Annotated in this window: 23 protein-coding genes and 1 pseudogene; 17 read left to right on the plus strand and 7 right to left on the minus strand. The window is 63.9% G+C overall.

The genetic code is table 11. The annotated features are described in order from the left end of the window. Positions 1-116: 116 nt before the first annotated feature. From PKKP23_RS01060 to PKKP23_RS01090, 7 genes are all read left to right on the plus strand, one after another. The gene (locus PKKP23_RS01060) at positions 117-1,271 is read left to right on the plus strand and encodes an ABC transporter ATP-binding protein (RefSeq protein WP_017774051.1); all 1,155 of its coding nucleotides are present in this window, start codon (positions 117-119) and stop codon (positions 1,269-1,271) included. Beyond that, positions 1,268-2,239, plus strand: a complete 972-nt coding sequence (locus tag PKKP23_RS01065) for an ABC transporter permease subunit (RefSeq protein ID WP_026121291.1) — start codon at positions 1,268-1,270, stop codon at positions 2,237-2,239. Before PKKP23_RS01060 ends, PKKP23_RS01065 begins: the two co-directional genes overlap by 4 nt. Next, positions 2,236-3,150, plus strand: coding sequence for an ABC transporter permease subunit (locus tag PKKP23_RS01070; protein ID WP_126875462.1), 915 nt, complete (start codon positions 2,236-2,238; stop codon positions 3,148-3,150). Before PKKP23_RS01065 ends, PKKP23_RS01070 begins: the two co-directional genes overlap by 4 nt. A 65-nt stretch (positions 3,151-3,215) precedes the next feature. Next, positions 3,216-4,775 carry a DUF3138 family protein gene (locus tag PKKP23_RS01075; RefSeq protein ID WP_126875463.1) on the plus strand — a complete coding sequence of 520 codons (1,560 nt, stop codon included), beginning with the start codon at positions 3,216-3,218 and terminating at the stop codon, positions 4,773-4,775. An 82-nt stretch (positions 4,776-4,857) separates the two neighbouring features. Beyond that, entirely contained in the window at positions 4,858-6,153 is a 1,296-nt protein-coding gene (locus PKKP23_RS01080; protein WP_126875464.1) for an NAD(P)/FAD-dependent oxidoreductase, read from the plus strand. Next, entirely contained in the window at positions 6,150-7,451 is a 1,302-nt protein-coding gene (locus PKKP23_RS01085; RefSeq protein ID WP_126875465.1) for an NAD(P)/FAD-dependent oxidoreductase, read from the plus strand. Before PKKP23_RS01080 ends, PKKP23_RS01085 begins: the two co-directional genes overlap by 4 nt. Before the next feature lie 248 nt (positions 7,452-7,699). Then, positions 7,700-8,968: an acyl-CoA dehydrogenase family protein gene (locus PKKP23_RS01090; RefSeq protein WP_126875466.1), complete on the plus strand. Its 1,269-nt coding sequence runs from the start codon at positions 7,700-7,702 to the stop codon at positions 8,966-8,968. Between the two features lie 33 nt (positions 8,969-9,001). On the opposite strand, the gene PKKP23_RS01095 is transcribed toward PKKP23_RS01090, so the two are convergent. Continuing rightward, positions 9,002-10,066, minus strand: coding sequence for a sigma-54 interaction domain-containing protein (locus PKKP23_RS01095; RefSeq protein WP_126875623.1), 1,065 nt, complete (start codon positions 10,064-10,066; stop codon positions 9,002-9,004). 539 nt (positions 10,067-10,605) lie between these two features. On the opposite strand from PKKP23_RS01095, the gene msuE reads away from it, so the two are divergent. The 9 genes from msuE (at position 10,606) to gstA (ending at position 19,286) form a co-directional block, all read left to right on the plus strand. Further along, positions 10,606-11,211, plus strand: a complete 606-nt coding sequence (gene msuE / locus PKKP23_RS01100; protein ID WP_126875467.1) for an FMN reductase — start codon at positions 10,606-10,608, stop codon at positions 11,209-11,211. A gap of 34 nt (positions 11,212-11,245) precedes the next feature. After that, a complete protein-coding gene (gene sfnG, locus PKKP23_RS01105; RefSeq protein WP_126875468.1) occupies positions 11,246-12,349 on the plus strand; it encodes a dimethylsulfone monooxygenase SfnG in 1,104 nt (367 codons plus the stop codon). Then, a complete protein-coding gene (locus PKKP23_RS01110) occupies positions 12,346-13,167 on the plus strand; it encodes an ABC transporter ATP-binding protein (RefSeq protein WP_126875469.1) in 822 nt (273 codons plus the stop codon). The genes sfnG and PKKP23_RS01110 overlap by 4 nt, the downstream gene beginning before the upstream one ends. A gap of 16 nt (positions 13,168-13,183) precedes the next feature. Next, the gene (locus PKKP23_RS01115) at positions 13,184-14,065 is read left to right on the plus strand and encodes a branched-chain amino acid ABC transporter permease (protein ID WP_126875470.1); all 882 of its coding nucleotides are present in this window, start codon (positions 13,184-13,186) and stop codon (positions 14,063-14,065) included. A gap of 8 nt (positions 14,066-14,073) precedes the next feature. After that, positions 14,074-15,129, plus strand: a complete 1,056-nt coding sequence (locus tag PKKP23_RS01120) for a branched-chain amino acid ABC transporter permease (RefSeq protein WP_126875471.1) — start codon at positions 14,074-14,076, stop codon at positions 15,127-15,129. Positions 15,130-15,198: 69 nt separating this feature from the next. Continuing rightward, positions 15,199-16,572, plus strand: coding sequence for an ABC transporter substrate-binding protein (locus PKKP23_RS01125; RefSeq protein ID WP_176048804.1), 1,374 nt, complete (start codon positions 15,199-15,201; stop codon positions 16,570-16,572). Beyond that, positions 16,569-17,351, plus strand: a complete 783-nt coding sequence (locus tag PKKP23_RS01130) for an ABC transporter ATP-binding protein (protein WP_126875472.1) — start codon at positions 16,569-16,571, stop codon at positions 17,349-17,351. Before PKKP23_RS01125 ends, PKKP23_RS01130 begins: the two co-directional genes overlap by 4 nt. Before the next feature lie 264 nt (positions 17,352-17,615). Next, positions 17,616-18,521, plus strand: coding sequence for a LysR family transcriptional regulator (locus PKKP23_RS01135; protein WP_325101046.1), 906 nt, complete (start codon positions 17,616-17,618; stop codon positions 18,519-18,521). 153 nt (positions 18,522-18,674) lie between these two features. Then, positions 18,675-19,286, plus strand: a complete 612-nt coding sequence (gstA, locus tag PKKP23_RS01140) for a glutathione transferase GstA (protein WP_126875474.1) — start codon at positions 18,675-18,677, stop codon at positions 19,284-19,286. 179 nt (positions 19,287-19,465) lie between these two features. Here the strand turns inward: gstA and PKKP23_RS01145 are convergent, their stop codons facing one another. The 3 genes from PKKP23_RS01145 to PKKP23_RS01150 form a co-directional block, all read right to left on the minus strand. Further along, on the minus strand, positions 19,466-19,939 hold the full coding sequence (locus tag PKKP23_RS01145; RefSeq protein WP_126875475.1) for a hypothetical protein: 474 nt from the start codon (positions 19,937-19,939) through the stop codon (positions 19,466-19,468). Positions 19,940-20,157: 218 nt separating this feature from the next. Continuing rightward, positions 20,158-20,319: a hypothetical protein gene (locus PKKP23_RS34275; protein ID WP_205702990.1), complete on the minus strand. Its 162-nt coding sequence runs from the start codon at positions 20,317-20,319 to the stop codon at positions 20,158-20,160. Further along, a complete protein-coding gene (locus PKKP23_RS01150) occupies positions 20,306-21,730 on the minus strand; it encodes an MFS transporter (RefSeq protein ID WP_126875476.1) in 1,425 nt (474 codons plus the stop codon). The genes PKKP23_RS34275 and PKKP23_RS01150 overlap by 14 nt, the downstream gene beginning before the upstream one ends. 161 nt (positions 21,731-21,891) lie before the next feature. Here PKKP23_RS01150 and PKKP23_RS01155 point away from each other — a divergent pair, with 161 nt between their 5' ends. After that, positions 21,892-22,611 carry an ArsR/SmtB family transcription factor gene (locus tag PKKP23_RS01155; protein ID WP_126875477.1) on the plus strand — a complete coding sequence of 240 codons (720 nt, stop codon included), beginning with the start codon at positions 21,892-21,894 and terminating at the stop codon, positions 22,609-22,611. A gap of 1 nt (position 22,612) precedes the next feature. On the opposite strand, the gene PKKP23_RS01160 is transcribed toward PKKP23_RS01155, so the two are convergent. From PKKP23_RS01160 to PKKP23_RS01170, 3 genes and pseudogenes are all read right to left on the minus strand, one after another. Beyond that, complete coding sequence (locus tag PKKP23_RS01160) at positions 22,613-23,947, minus strand: RNA polymerase sigma factor (RefSeq protein WP_126875478.1); 1,335 nt, start codon at positions 23,945-23,947, stop codon at positions 22,613-22,615. 89 nt (positions 23,948-24,036) lie between these two features. Then, a pseudogene (locus PKKP23_RS01165) lies at positions 24,037-24,441 on the minus strand (VOC family protein); the annotation flags it as partial. Between the two features lie 14 nt (positions 24,442-24,455). Then, the gene (locus PKKP23_RS01170; protein WP_126875480.1) at positions 24,456-24,881 is read right to left on the minus strand and encodes a YciI family protein; all 426 of its coding nucleotides are present in this window, start codon (positions 24,879-24,881) and stop codon (positions 24,456-24,458) included. Positions 24,882-24,911 lie beyond the last annotated feature (30 nt).

Raw genomic sequence — 24,911 nt, forward strand, 5'->3', positions numbered from 1 at the left:
CGCGCGGTCTCCCCGATTACCGCAGCAGTCCCCCCTGCGAATCGCCTTGCGCGCCTCGTGTGGGAGCACTCGCGCCTGCAATTGCGCAGGTTCAGCAAGGAAGGAATGGTTACATCATGAAATCGACGCCTTCAGTCAATGCCGCACAGATGGCGCGCCCGCCCGCGGCCGGGCAAGCGAAAACCGACGAGTTCGTCCGCATCGAAAACGTCGTCAAGAAATTCGGCGACAGCACCGCCGTGGACAACGTGAGCCTCAGCATCGCAAAAAACGAGCTGTTTGCACTGCTTGGCAGCTCCGGCTGCGGCAAGTCCACGCTGCTGCGCATGCTCGCGGGACTGGAGACGGCCACCTCCGGGCGCATCTTCGTGGACGGCGAAGACCTCGCCACGCTTCCGCCGTACCGCAGGCCCGTCAACATGATGTTCCAGTCGTACGCGCTCTTTCCGCACATGACGGTGGAAGCGAACGTCGCATTCGGGCTCAAGCAGGAAGGCGCGCCGAAGAACGAGATTCGCGACCGCGTGGCCGACGTGCTCAACCTCGTGCAGATGAGCCGCTACGCGCAGCGCAAGCCGCACCAGCTTTCCGGCGGTCAGCAGCAACGTGTGGCGCTGGCGCGCTCGCTCGTGAAGCGCCCCAAGCTGCTCCTGCTCGACGAACCGATGTCCGCGCTCGACAAGAAGATTCGCCAGAAGACGCAGCTGGAACTCGTGAACATCATCGAGAAGGTGGACGTGACCTGCGTGATGGTCACGCACGACCAGGAAGAAGCCATGACGATGGCGAGCCGCCTCGCCGTGATGAGCGAAGGCCGCATCGTGCAGATTGGTACGCCTAACCAGGTGTACGAGTTTCCGAACAGCCGCTTCTCCGCGGAGTTCATCGGCTCAACCAATCTCTTCGAAGGAGTGGTGGTGGAAGACGAGCCCGACCACATCTTCGTGGAAAGCGAAGACCTCGAAGCGCGCATGTATGTGAGCCACGGTGTGACCGGGCCGCTCGGCATGCCGGTGGGCATTTCGGTGCGTCCCGAACGTGTACGCGTGACGCGCGAGCGTCCCTCGGCACCGCACAACTGGGCGCGCGGCGTGGTGACGGATGTTGCGTACATGGGCAGCTATTCGCTGTATCACGTGCGCCTGCCAAGCGGCAAAGTCGTGGTCTCCAATCTCTCCAGCTCGCACCTCATGCAAGACGGTGCGCCCGACTACAACGACGACGTGTTCGTCTCCTGGTCGCCGGCTAGCGGCGTGGTGCTGACGCAATGAGAAACCCTGCCTCCCCTTCCTTGCCGGTGGTCAACGGCAGCACCGCGTCGGTACGCGCTACGCTTGCGCGCACGCTTTCGCGTTTCGTTCCCTCCGGGCGCTCCACCGTAATCGGTGTGCCGTTCGTGTGGCTCGCGGTGTTCTTCGCGCTGCCGTTCGTGCTGGTGCTGAAAATCAGCTTCGCCGACCAGATGATGAGCATTCCGCCCTACACGGCCTTGATGAGCGTGAAGGACGGCATGGTGCACTTCGCACTGCAGCTCGGGCACTACGCGTTCCTGTTGCAGGACAGTCTCTATATCGCCACCTACATCAGCTCGCTGAAGATGGCGGCGGTATCCACGCTGCTGTGCCTTCTCATCGGCTACCCCATTTCGTACTACATCGCGCGCTCGGCCCCTGGCACGCGCAACATTCTGATGATGGGCGTGATGCTGCCGTTCTGGACGTCGTTCCTGATTCGCGTCTACGCCTGGATCGGCATCCTGAAAGACGACGGGCTGCTCAACCACGCGCTCATGGCCATCGGCCTCATCCACAACCCGCTGCGGCTCTATCACAGCGACGCGGGTGTCTATATCGGCATGGTGTATTCGTATCTGCCGTTCATGGTGATGCCGCTTTACGCGCACCTCGTGAAGATGGACCTCACGCTGCTGGAAGCGGCCTACGACCTGGGCGCGAAGCCGTGGGTCGCGTTCACGCGCATCACGTTGCCGCTTTCGAAGAACGGCATCATCGCGGGCAGCCTGCTCGTGTTCATTCCCGCCGTGGGCGAGTACGTGATTCCCGAACTGCTGGGCGGCGCGGACACGTTGATGTTGGGCCGTGTGATGTGGGACGAGTTCTTCAACAACATGGACTGGCCCATGGCTTCCGCGGTAACGGTCGCAATGGTCATGCTGCTGCTCGTGCCGATGGCCGTCTTTCAGTATTACCAGGTCAAAGAACTGGGGGACGCGAAATGATCAAGCCCAACAAGCCGCTTTCCGTGAGCGTGCTCGCGCTCGGTTTTCTGTTTTTGTATATCCCCATCATCAGCCTCGTCGTCTACTCGTTCAACGAATCGAAGCTCGTGACGGTGTGGTCCGGCTTCTCGTTCAAATGGTACGCGGCGCTGCTTCAGGATGACGAACTACTTTCCGCCGCGTGGCTCTCGCTGAAGATTGGTCTGATGACGGCCTTCGCATCGGTGGTGATCGGCACGTGGGCCGGGTTCGTGCTGGCGCGCTTCGGGCGCTTTCGCGGCTTCACGCTGTACACCGCGATGATCAACGCTCCGCTCGTGATTCCCGAAGTGATTCAGGGCATCTCGCTGCTGCTGCTCTTCGTGGCGATGGAGCAAATCTTGGGCTGGCCCAAGGGACGCGGCGTCTTCACGATGTGGATTGGTCACGTCATGCTGTGCGTTTCGTATGTCGCCATCATCGTGCAGTCGCGCGTGAAAGAACTCAACAAGTCGCTGGAAGAAGCCGCGCTCGATCTGGGCGCCACGCCGCTCAAGGTGTTCTTCGTGATCACCTTGCCGCTGATCTCGCAGGCGTTGATCTCGGGCTGGCTGCTCTCGTTCACCCTTTCCATCGACGACCTCGTGCTCTCCGCGTTCCTCTCCGGGCCCGGCTCCACCACGCTGCCGCTCGTGGTGTTCTCGCGCGTGCGTCTTGGTTTGAACCCCGAAATGAACGCGCTCGCCACGCTCTTCATCACGGCCGTGACAATCGGCGTCATCGTCGTGAACCAGTTCATGGTGGCACGTGACCGACGGCGCCTGCGCGACATGCAGATGGCCTTTTCACAGCCCTCGCCCTCGGAGCCTTCCGACACCGATTCGCCGCAACCCCGAACCGCCGCCGCGCGCAAGACGCTCGGCACGGCCTGAAGCAGACGCCGCACGCATTGAAGCCGAAGTTATCCGCGATACGACCGACGATAAGGAGAATCTAGATGAGAAAGAAGCTAATCTGTCTGCTCGTGGCCGGGGCGTTGCCCGGTATTGCGCTCGCAGACTCCACAAGCGCACAGATCAAGGCCCTGCAGGCGCAGTTGAACGCGCTGCAAAAGGAAGTAAAGGACCTGAAGTCGCAACTGGCCACGAAGCCGACGGCCACTGGTGCAGGCGCGGCAACTGCGGCCGCGCCCGCGCCGGTCGATATCTCGTCGCCGGACTATGGCAAGGCTCGCGCCACACTGACGAACGACGAAGTGACGGAGATGAAGCAGCAGATCGCGAACCAGCAGCTCAAGGTGGATTCGCTCACCGACGCTGCAAATACGGGGCCGATCGCGGGTCTTTCCGTCACGGGCTACATCGATCCGACTTACGTGTATAACCGCGCGCCGGGCACGTCCTCGTTCCTGTTCGCGAATCACGAGAGCGCCTACAACTACTTCAACAGCACGTTCGGCGACCTCTATCTCGACATCAAGAAGACCTTTGGCGTAGGCCCGATGGCGCCGTCCGCCGAAATCACCTTGATGCCGAACCGCGGCAACGGCATCACGCTGCTCACCAACGAGCACGGCAACATCGGCAACAACATCCTGAACACTGCGGTGGTGAACGTGCCGCTCACCGCGACCACGACGCTCGTGGCGGGCTTGATTCCGAGCTTTGGCGGCTACGAAGTGCAGCAGTCGAACCAGATGCTCACGCTCACGCACAACCTGCTGTATGACTTCTCGGATCCGGGCAGCTATATCGGTATCGGCGCGAACTATACGTCGGGCAACTGGGCGTGGAAGTTCTTCCTCGGCAACGAGCAGTACCGCACGTATGGCTCCGTCACGCAGACGGGCACGAATGCGTTCGGCGATCCGATCACCACCAGCAACAAGATTCCGACCTTCACGGCGCGTGCGGACTACACGTGGTCGAGCGCGCTGGATATCGGCGGGTCGTTCAATATCGGGCGGCAGACGCTTTCGAGCGCGACGAATGCGGCGGGTCAGGTGGTGTTCGGCCCGGGCGGTCAGGCAACGAATTCGGCCGGCTACTACGTCTTCGGCGAACTCGACGCAACCTACACGCTCGCAGACGTTCAGTACAACGCCGAAGTCGACTACGGTCAGCAGCAACGCGCCGCGTTCAACGGCGGCAACGCGCAGTGGTATGGCCTGTCGCTCCTCGCGCACCGCAAGTTCAACGTGCCGGGCCTGGGACGCATGGGTGCCACGGCGCGTTACGACCTACTCGTGGATAGCAAGAACGGCGGCGGCGGCGGCGGCATCGTGCTGGGCGGCAACGGCATGGACAGCGCCAACGGCTTCGGCATTGGCGCAGACTGCCTGGCTGCATCGACAGTCAACGGCGGCCTCGGCTTCGAGTGCAAGGGCGCGAACCGTCAGGACGTAGCGCTGGACCTGCTGTTCTACCCGACCCAGCAAATCACGGTGAAGGTCGAATATCGCCACGACTGGGCCAACAAGAACGTGTTCCTGCGCAACGACGGTTCGTACACGAAGAGCAACGACCTGATCGCCACGCAGTTCATCTACTCGTTCTAACGTCTTGCGTTGTAGTTTGACCTGTAGCTGAATCGCGGCGCCGCACTTTTGCGGCGCCGCGTCCTCTTTCGCATCGTCCCTCATGCTCCCATTCTGCAATCAGCCTCACGTCGCGTCGTATTACGCGGCCACCGTCAACGACACCACGCGCTATCCCTCGCTCGAAGGCTCCATTGACGCCGACGTTTGCGTGATCGGCGCCGGCCTCACGGGCGTGTCCGCTGCGCTCAATCTCGCCGAACGCGGCTATTCCGTGGCCGTGCTGGAAGCGTCGAAAGTCGGATGGGCCGCGAGCGGGCGCAACGGCGGGCAAATGATTGGCGGCTTTGCCTGCGATATCGACACGTTCGCGCAATACATGAACGAAGGCGAAGTGCGGCAGATCTGGGACATGGGGCTCGAAACGCTCGCCATCGTGAAAGAGCGCGTCGCGAAGCACAACATAGATTGCGCACTGATGCCGGGCTACCTCACGGCCGCCAACAAGCCGCGCGATGTGCTCGCTTTGCAGCACTGGCGTGACGAAGCGGCCCGGCGCTTCGGCTACGAGGGTTTTCGTTACGTAGAAGGCAGCGAGATGGGCACGTATGTGCAGTCCTCGCGCTACCTGGGCGGCCTGTTCGATCCCGACAGCGGCCACCTGCATCCGCTCAATTACACGTTGGGCCTTGCACGTGCGGCCGCGCAGAACGGTGCACGCATTTACGAAGACAGCTGTGTCATGCGACTTGTCAGCGCGAACGTCGGGCATGTGGTGGAAACCGCACGGGGCTCGGTTCGCGCGAAATTTGTCGTGCTCGCATGCAACACCTACCTCGGTGCGCTTGCGCCCGACGTGGCACGCAAGATCATGCCGGTAGGCACCTACGTGATCGCAACGGAACCGCTCGGCGAGGCCCGCGCCCAGGCGCTGATGCCCGCGCAGGCCGCCGTGTGCGACAGCCGCTTCGTGCTCGATTACTTCCGCCCCGCGCCGGACACGCGGCTGCTGTGGGGCGGCAAGGTGAGCTATTCCACGCTCGCACCGCGCAACCTGGGCGAAGCGATGCGCCGCGATATGCTCAAGACCTTTCCGCAACTGGCCGACGTGAAAATTGATTACGCGTGGGGCGGCTTCGTCGACATCACGATGAATCGCGCGCCGCACTTCGGGCGCATTGCGCCCACGGTCTATTTCGCGCAAGGCTTTTCGGGCCACGGCGTGAACACGACAGGACTTGCCGGCAAGCTGATTGCGGAAGCTATCGACGGACAGGCAAGCCGTTTCGATCTGTTCGGCAAGATTCGCCACCGCGACTTTCCGGGCGGCAGCGCGCTGCGCACGCCGGCCCTCGTACTCGCGATGGCCTGGTATCGAATGAAGGATTTGCTCGGATGACCTCAAGCCTCGACTCGCGCGCCGACGCGCTCGCGAGAAACTCCTGGTATGAAGCCAGCGTGCCGCGCGGCGCCGACGACCCCATGCTCGAAGGCACCGTAGATGCCGACGTGTGCGTGATAGGCGCGGGCTATGCGGGGCTTTCCGTTGCTCTCGAATGCCGCGAGCGCGGCCTCACGGTGGCCGTGGTTGACGCGCATCGCGCGGGTTGGGGCGCATCGGGCCGCAACGGCGGACAGATGCTGGCCGGCTTCGCGAAAGACGAAGTGATGGAACAGCAGTTGGGCGCCGACGGCATGCGTGCGGCGTGGGCGATGTCGGTGGAAGGCGTGGCGCTGGTGCGCGAGCGCATTGAACGCTATGGCATTGAATGCGAGTTCACGCCGGGCTACGCGACCGTTGCGACAAAATCCAAACGCGTGCCGGATCTGCGCCACTGGATGGATGCGGCCACCACGCGCTGGGGCTACAGCGGGCTACAGTGGCTCGACAGCAACCAGGTGCAGAGGTACGTTTCGTCGCCGCGCTACCTTGCAGGCGTCTACGATTCCTTCTCCGGGCATCTGCATCCGCTCAAGTATTGCCTGGGCCTCGCTGCCGCAGCGAGACGCGAAGGCGCGATGCTGTTCGCTCATTCGCCCGTGCTCGACGTGGTACGCGGCGCGAAGCCTGTGGTGCGCACCGCAACGGGCGAAGTGCGCTGCCGCTTCGTGGTGGCGTGCTGCAACGCGGCACCTGGCGGTGTGCTGCCGGCACCCATCGCGGCACGCATTGCGCCGGTCGCGTCGTACATCGTCGCCACGGAACCGCTCGGCAAAGCCCGCGCCGATGCATTGATCCCCAGCCGCGCGGCCATTTGCGACAACAACTTCTTTCTCGATTACTTCAGGCTCTCGGCAGATCACCGCCTGCTGTTCGGCGGCCGTGCGAGTTCCGCTGCCGCGTCGCCCGCGCAACTGGCCGAGGCCATTCGCAAACGCATGGTGGGCGTGTTCCCGTCGCTCGACGACACGAAGGTGCAGCACACGTGGGGCGGTTTCGTCGATGTCACGCGCAACCGTGCACCGGACTTCGGCGCCATCGATCCAAATTACTTCTACGTGCAGGGCTTTTCAGGGCACGGCGTGGCGCTCACGGGTATTGCGGGGCGTGTCGTGACGCAAGCCATCGTCGGGCAGCGCGCCGCGTTCGATCTGTTCGCGCAGATCAAACACGCGCGCTTTCCAGGCGGGCCAGCATGGCGACAGTCGGCGCTCGAACTCGGCATGTTGTATTACCGGGTGAGGGAATGGTTGTAGAGCGGTGAAGCGGCTGCTTCGGCAGCAGCCGTGCTGTTGCTCCTCACGCAGCAGCACCGCAACACAACTGCACAGCGTGCAGCAGCGCCGCAGCCGTTTCGGCGCGAGTCGACGGCCGGATCAAGCGGCCTGTCGCGCGCCACGCCTCGCGCGAAGGCGCAAAACGCGCGGCATGGCATAGCCAGTGCTAGAAGAGCGGACCCGCAGGTACATCGCCTGCCTCACCTCTTCACCTGACCGGCTCGCCTATGAACCAGCTCACTCAACCTGCGCCTTTTCCCGCCACGTCCGCCGTCGACTACGAACAGCTCGCCGTACGATTTCGCCCCATCTTCAAACGAATCGCCGAAGGCGCCCTTCAGCGCGAACGCACACGCGCGCTGCCGTACGAGCAGATCGGCTGGCTGAAGGCTGCCGGTTTCGGCGCCGTGCGCGTGCCGCTCGAATACGGCGGTGGCGGGGCTTCGCTGCCGCAACTCACTCGCTTGCTGATCGAACTGGCTGAAGCGGATTCCGCGCTGCCGCAGGCGCTACGCGGCCACTTCGCGTTCGTCGAAGACCGCTTGAATGCCGCGCCTGGCGCGAGCCGCGATGCGTGGCTCGAACGCTTCGTGGCGGGCGACCTCGTCGGCAACGCGTGGACCGAAGTGGGCGACGTGAAGATTGGCGACGTCGTCACACGTGTGTCGCGTGACGGGGACCGCTGGGTAGTCAACGGTCGCAAGTACTACAGCACAGGCAGCATCTTCGCGGACTGGATCGACGTCTATGCGCGCCGCGAAGACGGCCTCGACGTGATCGCGGCCGTGAGCACACATCAGCCCGGCGTGGGACACCGCGACGACTGGGACGGCTTCGGCCAGCGCACCACGGGCAGCGGCACGTCGACCTTCGAAAACGCCGTGGTGGAAGAGGCGAACATCATCGACTTTTCCACACGCTTCAAATATCAGACGGCGTTCTATCAGCTCGTGCTGATTGCGGTGGTCGCCGGCACGGGGCGTGCCATCGTACGCGACGTGGCCGAGGAGGTTCGCAACCGCAAACGCGTCTATAGCCACGGCAATGCGCTCGCCGTGCGCGATGACGCCCAGGTGCAACAGGTGGTGGGCGAGATCGCCGCGCGCATCTACGCGGCCGAAGCCACCGCATGGCGCGCGGCGGAAGCGGTTCAGCGCGCCTACGATACGCACTTCGGCGAAGACCGCAAGGCCGAGCACGACGCCAACGTCCACGCAGAACTGGAGACGGCGAAAGCGCAGATCGCAGTGGCGCAACTGGTGCTGCCCGCAGCAACGGATCTGTTCAATGCGCTCGGTGCGTCGGGCACGAGCGAGCAGAAGCTGCTGGATCGCCACTGGCGCAACGCGCGAACGGCGGCGTCGCACAATCCGCTCATCTACAAGGAGCGGATCGTCGGCGACTGGGAGATCAATGGCACAGAGCCGCCCTACGTCTGGCAGATCGGCGCAGGCAAGAACGCGCAAAGCGAGCGCGCTGCCAACGCTGCCGATTAAGCCCAACGTGCACACGGCGCATGTTGCCGCGTGCTACTTCAACGCATCGATCTCTCGCGCGCGAATGAGCCGCGCGCGCAGCACGTTGCGGCTGATGCCCAGCAGTCGCGCCGCCTGCACCTGATTCCGATGGCAGTAATCGAACGCCACGCGCATCACCATGTTCTCGATCCGTTCGAACAGCCCGTCGTGGCCTTCTTCGAGAAGCACGCGTAACGCGGCCTCCAACACACGTTCGGTGTTCGCCGCCCACTCAGGTTCGCGTTCCGGCGCAATGCAACGCACGCGTTGCACGTCGAGCGAGGACAGCGGCAAATCCGCTTCGCCCAGCCTGTCGCGCGGGCAAACCAGCAGCGCATGATGAACCACGTTTTCGAGTTCGCGAATATTGCCGGGCCAACTGTACGCACTGAGCTTGTGTTGCGCCGCTTCGTCCAGGTCGCGCGCGCCGTGCCCGATCCGCTCGCGATAGGTCCGCATGAAATGATGGGCGAGCGGAAGAATGTCGCCGGGCCGCTCGCGCAACGCAGGCACCCCAAGCTGAACGACGTTGAGGCGATAGTAGAGGTCCTCGCGAAAGCGACCCGCCACCACCGCGTCGCGAAGATGTACGTTGGTGGCCGCCACCACCCGCACGTCGACGGGAATGCTCCTGCGCGCACCCAGCCGCACGACCTCGCGTTCCTGCAGCACGCGCAGCAATTTCACCTGCATGGGCAGCGGCAAGTCCCCAATCTCGTCAAGAAACAGCGTGCCGCCCTGTGCCGCTTCGAACCACCCGGGCTTCGCAGAAAGTGCGCCGGTGAATGCGCCCTTCTCATGACCGAACAACTCGCTTTCCACGAGCGATTCGGAGAGCGCCCCGCAATTCACCGCAATAAACGGCGCATCGCGCCGATGGCTCAGATGATGCACGTGACGTGCAACGAGTTCCTTGCCCGTGCCTGTCTCGCCCACGATCAGCACGTTCGCGTCACTCGGCGCGACGAGCTGGATGCGCTCCAGCAACGCAAGCGAGCGCGGATCGGCAAACACCTGTGCAGTAGCGCGCGGCGACGCGGCGGCAGGGCTCGCATGCGTGGAGCGCCTGTCGGGCATCGCGATGACTGAAGGTGACGTATGAGGCGCAGCTTCGTGCCGGCGATGTGCAAGGTAGTGGACGGACGGATTCATGGCTTGGGTCTGTCGTCTATCGAAGGTGCATGGGCCGCTGCGTTGCTTTCATCGCACGCGTGCATGTCGGGCAGGTCATTCTGAACAAATCGCGGCGTCGGCAAGCGATTTTGTTTCCATAACCAAAGTCGGATTGCTGCTATGGCAGCACCGGCCGACGCTTCGGACGCGGCACGAGGTTGTTACACGGCGCATCTCGCTGCGGTAAACACCACTTAACGGCGTAGCAGCAGCGCTGCTCCTGGCGCAGCAGCCATGCAGCGGCGCTGCTCGCCTGCGTTCATCACGCAGCCGCATAACGAATCCGCAGTGCGCGATATAGACGGCGTTTCGGCTTGCGCGCCTTGTCCAGCGGCCCGGCAACCCCCATGCGAACGCGGCCCGTCCGTCGCTTTCACGTTGGCATGCTCCTCGCATAGTGATCCTGACGAACCATCACTGTCTTGCGACAAGGACGCAGCCGTATGAGCAGAAAACTGAAAATCGTCGGGGTATCGGGCAGCGTGCACCGGCCGTCGCGCACCCATGTGCTCGTGGAGCATCTGGTGACGACGCTTGCAACCAGCCTTGCTGCGGACACTCATCTCGTGGAGCTTGGCGAGATTGCGCCCCAGCTTGCCGCCTCATTGGATCGCGACCGGCTGACGCCGGACGTGCGCGCCCATATCGACGCCATCGAATCCGCCGATCTGCTCGTTGTGGGCAGCCCCGTGTATCGCGCCTCGTTTACAGGGCTCTTCAAGCACCTGTTCGACCTCGTGCATCACGAAGCGTTGTTCGATATACCCGTGCTGCTCGCCGCAACCGGCGGCAGCGAGCGGCACGCGCTCGTGATCGACCATCAGTTGCGCCCACTCTTCAGCTTCTTCCAGGCACACACGTTACCCATTGGCGTCTATGCGTCCGAACGTGATTTCGATCACTACGCCATTGCCAGCGACTCACTGCGCGACCGCCTTGCACTAGCTGTTTCGCGAGCATTGCCGTTCGTACAGCAGCGGTCTTCGCTATCCAGTGCAGATTCCTTCTCTACGCCCTCACCTGCGCACGCTGTTACGGCCGCTGCGTGAATTCCGATCCATTTGCCTTCACGAGGATTTTCCGATGACCGATACCGTTTCCCGCGACGACGCCGTGAAATTCGCCTACTGGGTGCCCAACGTGAGCGGCGGCCTGGTTGTGAGCACGATCCCGCAACGCACCGACTGGAGCCTCGAATACAACCAGAAGCTCGCACGCGTGGCCGAAGATGCCGGCTTCGAATATGCACTGAGCCAGATCCGCTTCACGGCGGGCTACGGCGCCGAATACCAGCACGAATCCGTGTCGTTCAGCCAGGCGCTGTTGCACGCCACGACGAAGCTCAAGGTGCTTGCCGCCATCCTGCCTGGGCCGTGGCATCCGGCCGTGGTCGCCAAGCAGATTGCCACCATCGACCACATCTCGAACGGGCGCATTGCGATCAACGTGGTAAGCGGCTGGTTCAAGGGCGAGTTCACGGCGATCGGCGAACCGTGGCTTGAACACGACGAGCGGTATCGGCGGTCGAACGAATTCATTCGTGCCTTGAAGGGCATCTGGACGCAAGACCGCTTCACGTTCAAAGGCGATTTCTATCGCTTCAACGAATACACGTTGAGCCCCAAGCCTGTTCAGAAGCCACATCCCGAAATCTTCCAGGGCGGCAGCTCGCGTGCCGCTCGCGACAACGCAGCAAGCGTTTCGGATTGGTATTTCACCAACGGCAATACGGTGGAAAACCTGAAGGCCCAGATCGACGACATTCAAAGCAAGGCCGCAAAGAACGGACACACGGTGCGCATTGGCGTGAATGCCTTCGTCATCGCGCGCGATACGGAAGAAGAAGCGAAGGCCGTGCTCGACGACATCATCCGGCATGCGCACGTGGAAGCCGTGCATGCATTCGGCGATGCGGTGAAGGAGGCAGGCAAGGCGTCGCCCGAGGGCGAAGGCAACTGGGCGAAGTCCACCTTCGAAGACCTCGTGCAGTACAACGACGGCTTCCGCACGAATCTGATCGGCACGCCGCAGCAGATTGCCGAACGCATCGTCGAGCTGAAGTCCGTGGGCGTCGATCTCGTGCTTGCCGGTTTCCTGCACTTCATCGAGGAAGTGGAGTATTTCGGGAAGAAGGTCTTGCCGCTCGTGCGTGAGCTTGAAGCGGCACGCGAGGCGAAGGCGGCATGAACGTGGTGCGCTCATCCGCTACGGGAAGCGTGGCCGCGACACATGCCGCGGACGTCCCGCTGCTTTCGCTCGAGAACATTTCGCTGTCGTTCGATGGTGTTCAGGCCATTGCCGACTTGAGTTTCGATGTGGAGGCCGGCGCCATCTGCTCGCTGATCGGCCCAAACGGTGCGGGCAAGAGTTCGCTGCTGAACGTCATCAACGGCGTGTACGCACCGCAGCGCGGCACGATCCGCTTCGCGGGCCACGCGTATGCGCGGATGAACGCCTACCACGCGGCACACACCGGCATCGCGCGAACGTTCCAGAACATCGCGCTCTTTCGGCGGATGAGCGTGCTCGACAACGTACTGACGGGGCGCAGCTTGCACCGGCACAGCACGTGGATCGAGCAGACCTTCGGCGTAGGCCGCGCGCGACGCGATGAAGTGCAGCAACGCGAGCACGCGGACAACGTGATCGACGCACTCGATCTCACCCGTTATCGCAGCACGCCGGTCGGCACGCTGTCGTATGGCTTGCAGAAACGTGTGGAACTGGCACGGGCACTCGCCGCCGAGCCTCGGCTCTTGCTGCTCGACGAACCGATGGCCGGCATGAATGCCACAGAAAAAGCCGAGATGGCACGTTTCATCGCCGATGCAAACGCGCGGCTCGGCGTGACAGTCGTGCTGATCGAGCACGACATCGGCCTGGTGATGGACATTTCCAGCCACGTCGTAGTGCTCGATTACGGCAAGAAGATCGCCGACGGCACGCCCGCCGAGGTGCGTGCGAACCCGGCTGTGCTCGCCGCCTATCTCGGCACGCGCCACTGACCCATGGATTGAACCGATGGATTTCTTTTTCGAAGTGCTGGCCGGCGGCCTGCTTGCCGGCGTCATGTATTCGCTCGTTGCGATCGGTTTTGTGCTGATCTATAAGGCTTCGGGCGTCTTCAACTATGCGCAGGGTGCGCTGGTATTGTTCGGCGCACTCACGTTCGTGAGCCTCGTCGAGCGGCACATTGCGCCGTGGCTCGCGTTCGCCATCACGCTTGCGGCGCTTGTCGCCATCGCACTCGCGGTAGGGCGGTTCGTGTTGCGGCCGCTCGTGAACCGTGCGCCCATCGTGCTCTTCATGGCGACGCTCGGCTTGAGCTTCATTCTCGAAGGCGCGGCGCAACTCGTGTGGGGCGCACAGGTACACGGTCTCGACATCGGCATCGACGACAAACCGCTCGCGCTCGCGGGCGTGATGATCAGCCAGCTCGATCTATTTGCCGCCGCAACGGCCGGCGTGCTCGTCACCGTGCTCGCGCTGCTCGCGCGATATACGCGCTTCGGCCTTTCGCTGCGCGCCGTGGCCGACGACCCGCTTGCCGCGCTCGCCGTCGGCATACGGTTGCCGCGCGTGTGGGCTGTCGTCTGGGCACTCGCGGGCTTCGCGAGCCTTGTGGCCGGGCTATTGTGGGGCGCGCGGCTCGGCGTGCAGTTCTCGCTGTCGCTCGTCGTGCTCAAGGCGCTGCCGGTGCTGATCATTGGCGGTTTTTCGTCGATCGTGGGAGCGATTGTGGGCGGCCTCATCGTAGGCGGTACTGAAAAACTCGCCGAGGTGTACGTCGGCGCATGGGTAGGCGGCGGCATCGAGAACTGGTTCCCCTACGTTCTCGCGATGCTGTGCCTGCTGGTGCGGCCTGTGGGGCTCTTTGGCGAGCCCGCCGTCGAACGCGTGTGAGGTCCGCCATGTCCACTCGCCTTGCTCCTGCTCCCTCCTCCATCTCCGAATTGCGCGGCCAGCGCGTATGGACGCTTGTTGCAAGAGTCGCCGTCGCGGCCGTTCTATTTGGCGTGGTGCCCGCCTTTGCGAGCGAGTACTGGTTGACCGCCGTGCTCACGCCATTCCTCGTGCTCTCAGCCGCGGCGCTCGGCCTCAATCTCGTCACAGGCTACGCCGGGCAACTCTCGCTCGGCTCGGCCGCGTTCATGGCCGTGGGCGCCTACGCCACCTACAACCTGATCGTGCGCGTGCCAGGGCTACCCTTGCCGGCGGCACTCCTTGGCGGCGGGCTCATCACCGCAGCCGTTGGCGCGCTGTTCGGCCTGCCCGCGTTGCGCATCAAGGGCTTCTATCTGATCGTCTCGACACTCGCAGCACAATTCTTCGTGGAATGGTTGTTCACGAAAGTGAGCTGGTTTTCGAACGACGATACGTCAGGCGTGCTCTCGGCGCCAAGACTTGCCATCGGCAACTGGCAGATCGATACGCCCATGTCCCGCTACCTCTTCGTGTTGGGCACGGTGTTGCTGCTGTTCGCGTTTGGCGCGCGTCTCGTGCGCAGCGAATTGGGTAGGCGCTGGATGGCCGTGCGCGACATGGACACCGCCGCAAGCGTGATCGGCATTCCGGTTGCGGCATCGCGCCTTTATGCATTCGCGCTCAGTTCGTTCGTGATCGGCATTGCCGGTGCGCTGTGGGCGTTCGTCTACCTCGGCACCGTGGAACCGCATGGCTTCGATCTGAACCTGTCGTTCCAGGTGCTGTTCATCGTGATTATCGGCGGCATGGGCAGCGTGGGCGGCAATCTGCTCGGCGCGGCCTTCATCGTGTTGCTGCCCATCCTGCTCTCCAATGCGGCGAGTGCACTGTCGCACGTTGGAATCGAAGCGGGTCAGCTGCAAAACCTGCAGAAAATCGTACTCGGCACGTTGATCATCGTCTTCCTCGTGCGGGAGCCCGAAGGACTCGCACGGCTGCTCCAAACCACCTTTCAACGGTTGCGGGCGCGTCACCTCGCCTGACCGGATCGAACAAGCTCTCTTTTACCTGCACCCTTCACACATCTCAAACTCGATAAGGATCCCACATCAATGAACGGAAAAAGCAAACAGCGGCGCTTCACTCGTGCGCAATTGACGAGCGTACTCGCCACTGCCGCACTGGGCATTGCGCTTGCCTTGAGCAACGCTCCGAATGCGCAAGCGGCCGGCGAACAATACTTCCCGCTGCAAAGCTATCGCGTAGGACCGTATGCGGCCGGCGGCAGCGGCTTCTTCGGCGGCTTCATCGATTACCTGCAACTCATCAACGCGCGCGACGGCGGCGTGAACGGCGTCAAGCTGACATGGAGCGAGTGCGAGACCGAATATGTGGTCGAAAAGGGCGTGGAATGCTATGAGCGTCTGAAGCACGGCCTGAACGGCGCACCGGCCGCGGCCACCAATCCGCTTTCAGTCGGCATCGCCTACGCCACGCTGGACCGCTCTACGGCGGATCGTCTGCCGCTCATCACGATCAACCACGGTCGTACGGATTCGACCGACGGCGCGGTGTTTCCGTACGTCTTTCCGCTTCAGTTGAATCCGTATAGCGAGGTATCGGCGATCATCAATTACATCGGACAGCAGTCGGGCGGACTGGGCGCGTTGCAGGGCAAGAAGATCGTCGTGCTCTATCACGGCTCGCCCTATGGCCGCGAGACGATTCCGGTGCTCGACATTCTTGCGAAGAAGTACGGTTTTTCGCTGACGCAGATCGAGGTGCCGCATCCGGGCAACGAACAAGGCTCGCAATGGCTCACGATTCACCGCATCAATCCTGATTGGGTAATTCTGCGCGGCTGGGGCGTGATGAATCCGGTTGCGCTGAAGTCCGCTCAGAAGGTGGGGTACCCGGCCAACCACATCATCGGCAACATCTGGAGCAATTCCGAAGAAGACGTGCGGCCCGCAGGCGATGCGGCAAAAGGCTTTCTTTCGATCACCACGCATCCATCGGGCACCGACTACCCCGTGGTTCAGGCCATCAACCAGTACGTCATTAAGCCCGGCAACGGCAACCTCAAAGACCCTGCGCGGTTCGGCACCGTGTACTACAACCTGGGCGTGGTCAACGGCATCCTGAACGTCGAGGCGTTGCGCGTGGCGCAGGCCCGCTTCGGCAACAAGCCGCTGACAGGCGAACAGGTGCGCTGGGGCTTCGAGCATCTGAAACTCGATGACGCGCGGCTCAAGCAGCTCGGCGCATACGGTCTCGTGCAGCCGCTCAAGCTTTCGTGCGCGGACCACGAAGGCGGCGGTGCGGTGCGCTTTCAGCAATGGGACGGCACGAAGTGGAACGTGGTGAGCGGCTGGGTGCAGGCGGACCGCGCGTTGCTGCGACCCATCATCGAAAAATCGGCGAACGCGTACGCGAAGGAGAAGGGCATCACGCCACGCGATTGCAGCAAGGACGTAGGCGCATGAGCGACACACCCATCCTCCAGGTCGACGCAATTCGCGTGGCGTACGGCGGGCTCGCGCCCGCTGTGAGCGACGTATCGCTGACCGTTCCGAAAGGGGGTTTCGTTGCCCTGCTGGGCGGCAACGGTGCGGGCAAAACCACGACGCTGAAGGCCGTCTCGAACCTCGTTCGCGCGGAACGCGGCGCACTGGAAGCGGGCCGCATCATCTACCGCGGCGAATCTGTCGCGAACATCGACCCGTGGTCACTCGCTAAGCGTGGACTCGTCCAGGTGCTGGAGGGACGGCGCTGCTTCGCGCATCTCACAGTGGAAGAAAACCTGCGCATCGGCGCGTTCGTGCACAGGCCGACGCGCCGCGCGCTCGGCACCGAAGTGGACCGCGTGTATGCGATTTTTCCCCGACTGAAGGAACGGCGCCATGCGTTGGCCGGCCACACCTCGGGCGGCGAACAGCAGATGGTGGCATTAGGCCGCGCATTGGTTGCGCGGCCCTCGCTGATCTTGCTGGACGAGCCATCGATGGGCCTTGCGCCCCACGTCGTGGAAGAGATTTTCGAAGTGGTGGCGGCACTGAATCGGGATGAAGGCGTGAGCGTTCTGCTCGCCGAACAGAATGCGGCGGTCGCGCTACGGCACGCACAGTACGGGTACGTGCTGGAAAGTGGGCGAGTTGTGGCGCAAGGACCGGCGGCGCAGCTTGCAAGCTCGGACGTGCTTCGGGATGCTTATCTGGGTGGGGGAAAGCGGGCAGGCGTGGACGCGGCTGTCGGCCTTCAGTGACGACTCACGCAATCTGGTTTCCTTGTATTCAAGGTCTTCTTTCGATTTCGATCAGGCCGCGTGTTCATGATCGAGCATCGCGGTACGCACTCGTATGCCGTGTAATCCCGGAAAAAAGCTGCCATGCGAAAATGAGCCCCGCTGCGTAAGGGGGGCCCGACGAGTTTTGCTCGACAACCGAAGTGCCTGAAAAAATGCACTCGCACGGTCATTCCCGCAGCGCGTCTTCAACGATAAGCCGGATGACCGATCATGATGAACCTGATGCATTGGCGGCTGCTGTTGGCCGTGGCTGACGCCCGCTCAATCTCGAAGGCCGCTGCACAGGTCGGCATGACGCAATCCGGCGCGAGCCAGGCCATCAGTCAACTGGAAGACATGCTGGGCGTGAAGGTGCTTCAGCGAGACCGGCGCAGCACCACCGTGACGGCGATCGGCGAGCAGGTGACCGAGCGGGCGCGACGCATGGTCGCCGAATGGGAGTCCATCAAGTCGCTCGTCGATGCGTCACGCGGGCTGCATGGCGGGCGAATCAGACTCGCCACTTTTCCTTCGATCTTTGCGAGCCTGTTGCCAAGCTTTCTGCAATCGTTTGGGCAGCTGTATCCGGGCATTGAGGTCATTTCGCTCGAGGGCACCGACGAGGAAATCGAAACATGGCTTGCAGAGGGGGCCATTGATGTCGGCGTCGTTCTGGATGCCGGTCCCGAACGTGATGCGCTGGTGCTTGGGCGCGATGCATGGGTCGTGGCGGCACCGACCGGCCATCCGCTGGGGCGCCGGTCGAGCAGCATCGCGGTGTCGCTCGAAGAACTCGTAGATCAACCGTACGTGCTCGCCACAGGCGGGTGTCGCCGAAACAGCAAATGGCTGCTGGAAAGTGCGGGATTCGCGTTGTCCGATGTTCGCATCTGCGTGCGCGACTGGTCGACGGCTTTCAAGCTGATTCGCGAAGGCGTGGGGGTGTCGCTCGTTCCCGAGTCGACGTTGCCGGATAAGCGGGAGGGGTTGCGTGTGCTGAATCTGCGTACGCCGATGTACCGCGAGTTCGGCCTTGCGTGTTCCGAAGCCGCCCGCAACGCACCCGCGATCCAGGCGCTGTTCGACCAGTTGCAACGAACCGCCGTGGCGGCCCGCCGGCCCAGGCGCGCCATCTCGACGATGTCATAAGGCGAGCTGATTCCGGCTCGCTCGAATTCTAATTTTGTGGAGCACAGGACAAGGCCATAGGATCGCCTGCAGGGACAGTTCGCCACGCGGCGACGCAAGCCGCGCCGACCATCGCGCCCTGCACCGTCTCGACACGACCAACGATCCATTGCCATGAAACTCTATTTCGCTCCCAACGCGTGTTCGCTTTCGCCGCATATCGTCCTTCGCGAACTCGGTCTGCCGTTCGATCTCGTTCGAGTCAACAACAAAACGAAGCGCACATCCGAAGGTGGGAACTTCCTCGCGGTGAACCCGAACGGCTACGTTGCTGCGCTCATGCTCGACAACGGGGCCGTGCTCACCGAAGGTCCCGCGATACTCCAGTATCTGGCCGACCTGAAACCTCAATTGGGACTCGCGCCGCCGAACGGAAGCTGGGAGCGCGTGCGGCTTCACGAGACGCTCAACTTCATCACCTCGGAAATTCATGCCGGCTGCAGTCCGCTGTTCAATGCCGAAATTCCGGACGCGGTGAAAGGGCTTTTCAAGCAGAAGCTATGCAAACGCCTGGATACGGTCAGCGCCACGCTCTCGCGGCAAGACTATCTGCTGGGCAACTTTGGTGTGGCGGACGCTTATCTGTACACGGTGCTGTCGTGGCTACCGAGATTCTCGATCGATATCGATAGCTGGCCGGCGCTCGCGCGCTTCATGGAACGCGTCGGCGCGCGAGAAACGGTCAAGGCCGCACTCGCCGCGGAAGAAGCGGCGCCCGATGCGTAGCCGGACCCTTCGCGCAGCGGTACCGATCGCAGCCTCCGCTTTCGGGCGACGAGAAGACTGCTCATCTCGCGTCGCTTGAGGTACGGCATAAGTGAGCGCTCACCGGGGCGTCGTTCGTCTGGCAAGCGGATGGTGCTCGACCCGTCGCCCGAGAGCCGCCAACGCGTCCGCTCGACTCCTCATTGACCGTTAGTTGCACGCATGTGCTCGGCAACCGCCTTGTAGTCGTAAGTGGGATAGAACTCGGTGCGATAGCCGCCCCACGCCGTGTTTTCGATGGCGCGATTCACCTCGCGCAAGCGGCTGGCGGGCACACGCAGCGTGACGACCTGGCCCACGCCCATCATCACGTACCACGACACCACCTCGATGCCGGGCGGCGGAAACGTCTTGTAGAACCCCTGCTCGCGCAGTTGTTCGTTGATCTTGGGGAGTGGCTTCGACTCGTCGTGGCGCAGGAAGATGGTGAGCAGGAAGGTGTCGCTGGCGGGCTGCGCTGCGGACGCGGAAACAGCATTTGCCGCCGTTGATGGCGTGGGCGCCGTCGAGGCCGAATTGGCGCTCCACGCCGCGGACGGCACAACCAGCATGGATGCCGTCAACGCGGCGGACAGCGTGGAAAGCAGACTGCAACGGACGAACGCTCGCAACATGAAAGCCTCCGGAAAGACAGGCGACGACCGTCGCCTGGATCGTTGAAGCGTAGCAAACGCACTTCCCGAAGGTGGGTGAAGCGGGCAATTGGGACGTGTTACGAGGTGTGGGACACGGCCACGGTAGAGGGCGCGGGCGTGAACCTCACGGTCGAGCGTCGGCCCTCCACGTGGCCGGCCCTCCTTTCTCGGCCGCTACGCTCACTGCTCCACCGGCCTCAACGCATCACTGCCACCCGACCGCCCTCGCCCTCGCCCTCGCCCTCGCCCTCGCCCTCGCCCTCGCCCTCGCCCTCGCCCTCGCCCTCGCCCTCGCCCTCGCCTCCGCCCGCGCCCGCGCCCGCGCCCGCGAAAAGTTTATGCGCATCAACTTTTGACATTCGGCACCACGCCACCGCGATCCACCGTCCCCCGCGACGCCTGCATTGCCTGGCACCCGCCCCACCACACGGCAATCGCCACCACCGAAAGCGCGCAAGAAACCCACAGCGATTCCCGCATCCCGTCGATGAAACGCGGTTCAACAGCCAACAACGTCCCGAACACCGCGACGCCCAGTGCGGCGCCAGCCTGTCGCGCCGAGTTCAGCACGCCAGCGGCAATGCCCGCGCGGCGCGCATCGACGGTGCTCATCAGCGCCGCAGTGGCAGCGGGCGTCACGAAGCCGCCGCCCAGTCCCACCAGCGGCAGCGGCAACGCGACGAGCCAGTAAGGCGCAGTGGTGTCGGGCAGCGCCAGTGCGGCGAACCCCGCGGCCTGCAGCGCCAGCCCCGCGGTCAACGGCCAGCGCGCACCGTAGGCTTTGACGAGTCGCCCCACCGCGACGTTGCCGCCCGTCACCACCACGGTGAGCGGCAGGAACGCGAGCCCCGTCCACAACGGCGAGTAGCCTCGCGCACGCTGGAAGTACAGGGCCAGCACGAAGACGAGCCCGAACGAGGTGAGCGCCGTCGTCATCGCAGCGAACGCCGCGCCCGTGAACACGCCGTGGCGGAAAAACGCGAGCGGCAGCATCGGCTGCGCGCGCCGCACTTCGATGGCGATGAAACCGGCCCACGCCACAACACTCGCGCCAATGCCGGCCACCACAGCCTGCGAGCCCCACCCCAGCGACCCGCCTTCGATCAGCACGGCAATCGACGCACCTAGCGCGACGATCGCCGCAATCTGGCCCGCGACATCGAGATGTCGAGCGGTCTCGCGTCGTTCGTCGCGAGACACGCGCAGCGTGAGCCAGATGCCAAGCAGACCGATCGGCACATTCACGGCGAAGATGCCGCGCCAGCCCCACACGTCGATGAGCACGCCGCCCGCGAGCGGCCCCGCCGCCAGCGCCGCGCCGCCGCAGCCGGCCCACACGCCGATGGCTCGCGCGCGCTCGCCGGCATCGGGATACGCGCGGTTGAGCAGGGTGAGGGAGCACGGCACGAGCAAAGCGGCGCCCACGCCTTGAAGCACGCGCGCCGCAATCAGCATCGTCATGTCGGGAGCGAAGCTGCAGAGCGCGGACGCCACGGTGAATACGGCGAGTCCGCCAAGATAGCTGTTGCGCGCGCCCCACCGGTCGCCCAGCATGCCGCCCGTCAGCAGCAAACTCGCGAATGCGAGCGTGTAAGCGTTCACTACCCATTGCAGCGCCGTCATGCCGCCGCCGAACGTGGTGCCGATCGATTGAAGCGCCACATTGACGATCGACGTATCGAGAATCACGACGACATAGCTGATGCTCGTCGCTGCGAGCACGCGGCGCTGCGAGGCGCGGCGGCCCTGGGTGGTCAGGAGGCTTTCCATCGTGCGAACGGTCCGAACAGGAACATACGTCCAGTGTGGTGTCGGCCGGGCCTTCAACGCTTCGATGCGCATCGAAGCATGCACGCACGCTGGCGGCCTATCATGACCTCGCAGTTGATCGGGACAACAAGAGACAGCAACGGACAGCAACGGAGACAGACATGGAAGTACACCCGAACATCGCGTCAACCGCGTTCCTGATCGCCGATCCCGCGCGCTCGAAGATGCTGCTCGCACTCGTCGATGGTCGCGCGTTGCCCGCCGGCGAGCTGGCCTACGCCGCGGGCGTCACGGCGCAGACGGCCAGCACGCACCTGGCGCGGTTGCTCGATGGTGGGATGGTCGCGGTGGAAACGGAGGGGCGGCATCGGTATTACCGGCTCAGCGGGCCGCACGTGGCGCTCGTGCTGGAGAATCTCGCGTCCATCGTGCCGCCGTCGGGCGACATACGACGCAAGCCGCTCAGCCCGCAAGCGCAGCGGCTACGTTTTGCACGCTGCTGCTACGACCACCTCGCGGGGCAAGTGGGCGTGGCGGTGACGCAGGCGCTCGTGAGCCGCGGCGCGCTGGTCGAGACCGAAGACAAGCAGTTCGACGTGACGCCGCACGGGCACCAGTGGTTCGCGGGCATCGGGCTCGACGTTAGCGCCGTGAGGCCGACGCGGCGCGGTCTTGCGCGCCAGTGCCTCGACTGGACCGAGCGGCAGCATCACCTCGCCGGGCCGCTCGGCGTGCAGTTCATGGCCGTGATGTGCGGTCATGGCTGGCTGCGGCGCGAGAAGTCGTCGCGCGCGGTGCAAATCACGCCGTCGGGCTGGGACGCGTTGAAAGAGCATCTCGGCATCGAGGGCCGCCTCGGCACGCTTTCGTGCGAGCCGTGATTCAACGCGGCTTCTTTGCTTCCGAGGGCGCCCCAGGGTCGACCTCCGGCGCCTCTTTTGCCATCCCGGCCGCGCGCGCCAACAGCACCTCCCGATCGCGCCGGTTTCGCGTCATCGCTGCGGCGCGCTCGAACGCCGCGCGCGCTTCGTCGCGTCGTCCGAGTCTTGCGAGCAGGTCGCCTTGCACGCCGGGCAGCCACGGGTAGCTCGCAAGCGCGGGATCGTCGGCAAGCTGTTCGACAATTTCGAGCCCCGCTGCAGGACCGAATGCCATGCTCACGGCCACCGCGCGATTGAGTTCGACCACCGGCGACGGCGCGACCTGCGCGAGCGCGTCGTAGAGGGCGACGATCTGCGGCCAGTCGGTCTCCTCCACCGTGCGAGCGCGTACATGGCAGGCCGCGAGCGCGGCCTGCAGCGCGTAGGGTCCGAGCGCACCGCCCAACGCCTCGGCGCGTTCGAGCGCGGCAAGCCCGCGGCGGATCAGGAGCGCGTCCCAGCGGCTACGGTCCTGATCGGCGAGCAACACGGGCCGCCCTTGCGCATCGACGCGCGCGTGAAGGCGTGACGCCTGGATCTCCATCAGCGCGACGAGGCCATGCACTTCGCTCGTCTCAGGCATGAGTTGCGCGAGGATGCGCCCGAGCCGCAGCGCCTCTTCGCACAACGCGGGCCGCATCCAGTCGTCGCCGGCTGTGGCCGAGTAGCCTTCGTTGAAAACGAGGTAGATCACTTCGAGCACCGACTCCAGACGCAGCGCTCGCGCCTCTGCGTGCGGCACTTCGAACGGCACTTTCGCGGCAGAGAGCGTGCGCTTCGCCCGCACGATGCGCTGCGCGATGGTCGGCTCGGCCACGAGAAACCCGCGGGCAATCTCGTCGGTGGTAAGCCCGCCCAGCAGCCGCAACGTGAGCGCGACGCGTGCATCCGTAGAGAGCACCGGATGACACGCCGTGAACACGAGCCGCAGCAGATCGTCGCCGATGTCGTCTTCGCGCGCGGCATCGAGCGCATCGACGAAGTCCGGCACGACGTGCGCTTCGAGCGCATCGAGGTCCGCGCCCAGTTCCTCATGCTTGCGCGCGTGCAGCGCGGCAAGCCGCAGCCGGTCGAGCGCGCGGTTCTTCGCGGTGGTCATGAGCCACGCTCCCGGGTTGTCCGGCACACCGGTTTCGGGCCAGCGCTCCAGCGCGGCGACGAGGGCGTCCTGCGCGATCTCTTCCGCGAGTCCCACGTCGCGCACCACACGCGCCACGTGGGCAATCACCTTCGCTGACTCGATGCGCCATACCGCTTCAATCGCCCGATGCGTCGCGCTGGTCGCCGCACCCGTCACGATGCACCTGTGCCCGCGTGGGCCTGCTCGTGCGATTGCCCGGTTGCGCTGTTCTCTGCACGGCTCTCTGCGCTGCTCTTGTCTGCGTCAGCAGCAGCCGGCGGATCGCCCATCATGTGCACGAGTTCCCAGATGTGCCCGTCCACATCCTCGAAGCTGCGCCCGTACATGAAGCCGTAGTCTTGCGGCGCACGGTCCGATCGCCCGCCCGCGGCAAGCGCCTTCTCCACCAGTGAATCCACTTCGGCACGGCTCTCGCACGACAGACAAACGAGCACTTCGGTGCTCGCTCGCGGATCGGCCAAGGGCCGGCTCGTGAACGTCGCCATGAAATCGGTCTGCAGCAGCATCACGAAGATGTTCTCGCCGACGATCATGCTGGCCGCCTGGTCGTTCGTGAATTTCGGATCGAACGTGAAGCCGAGGTGACTGAAGAAGTCCATCGCGCGCTTGAGGTCGCGAACGCCGAGGTTGACGAAGATTTGCTTGTGCATGGTTCGCTCCTTGTTCAGCGCGTCGTGGTCCTGGTGGTTTCGAGTTCGCGAAAACGCTGGATCGCCTCGCTCTGTTCGAAGTCTTCCAACTCGTAAAGCTGGCGCACTTCGATCTCGCCATCCGCGTCTTCGCCGAACGGCGCCGGGAAGCGCCGCGCCCATTCCATCGCTTCCTCGCGCGAACGCACCTGGATCAGCGTGTAGCCGGCAATCAGCTCCTTCGTCTCCACGAACGGGCCGTCGATCACGCTGCGCTTGCCCGCCGAATAACGGACGCGCCAGCCCTTCGACGTGGGCTGCAGGCCGGACGCATCGAGCAGCACGCCCGCCTTCGCCAGTTCCTCGTGATAAGTCGCCATTGCGGCGAACACGGTGTCGTCGGCGGGCATGATGCCCGCCTCGCTCTGTGCCGTCGCTTTCACCATGATCATGAATCGCATCGCGTTCTCCTTTTGGGCTCGTCGATTGAA

It is taken from the genome of Paraburkholderia kururiensis JCM 10599 = LMG 19447 (genome assembly GCF_003986935.1).
Classification (GTDB): Bacteria; Pseudomonadota; Gammaproteobacteria; order Burkholderiales; family Burkholderiaceae; genus Paraburkholderia; species Paraburkholderia kururiensis.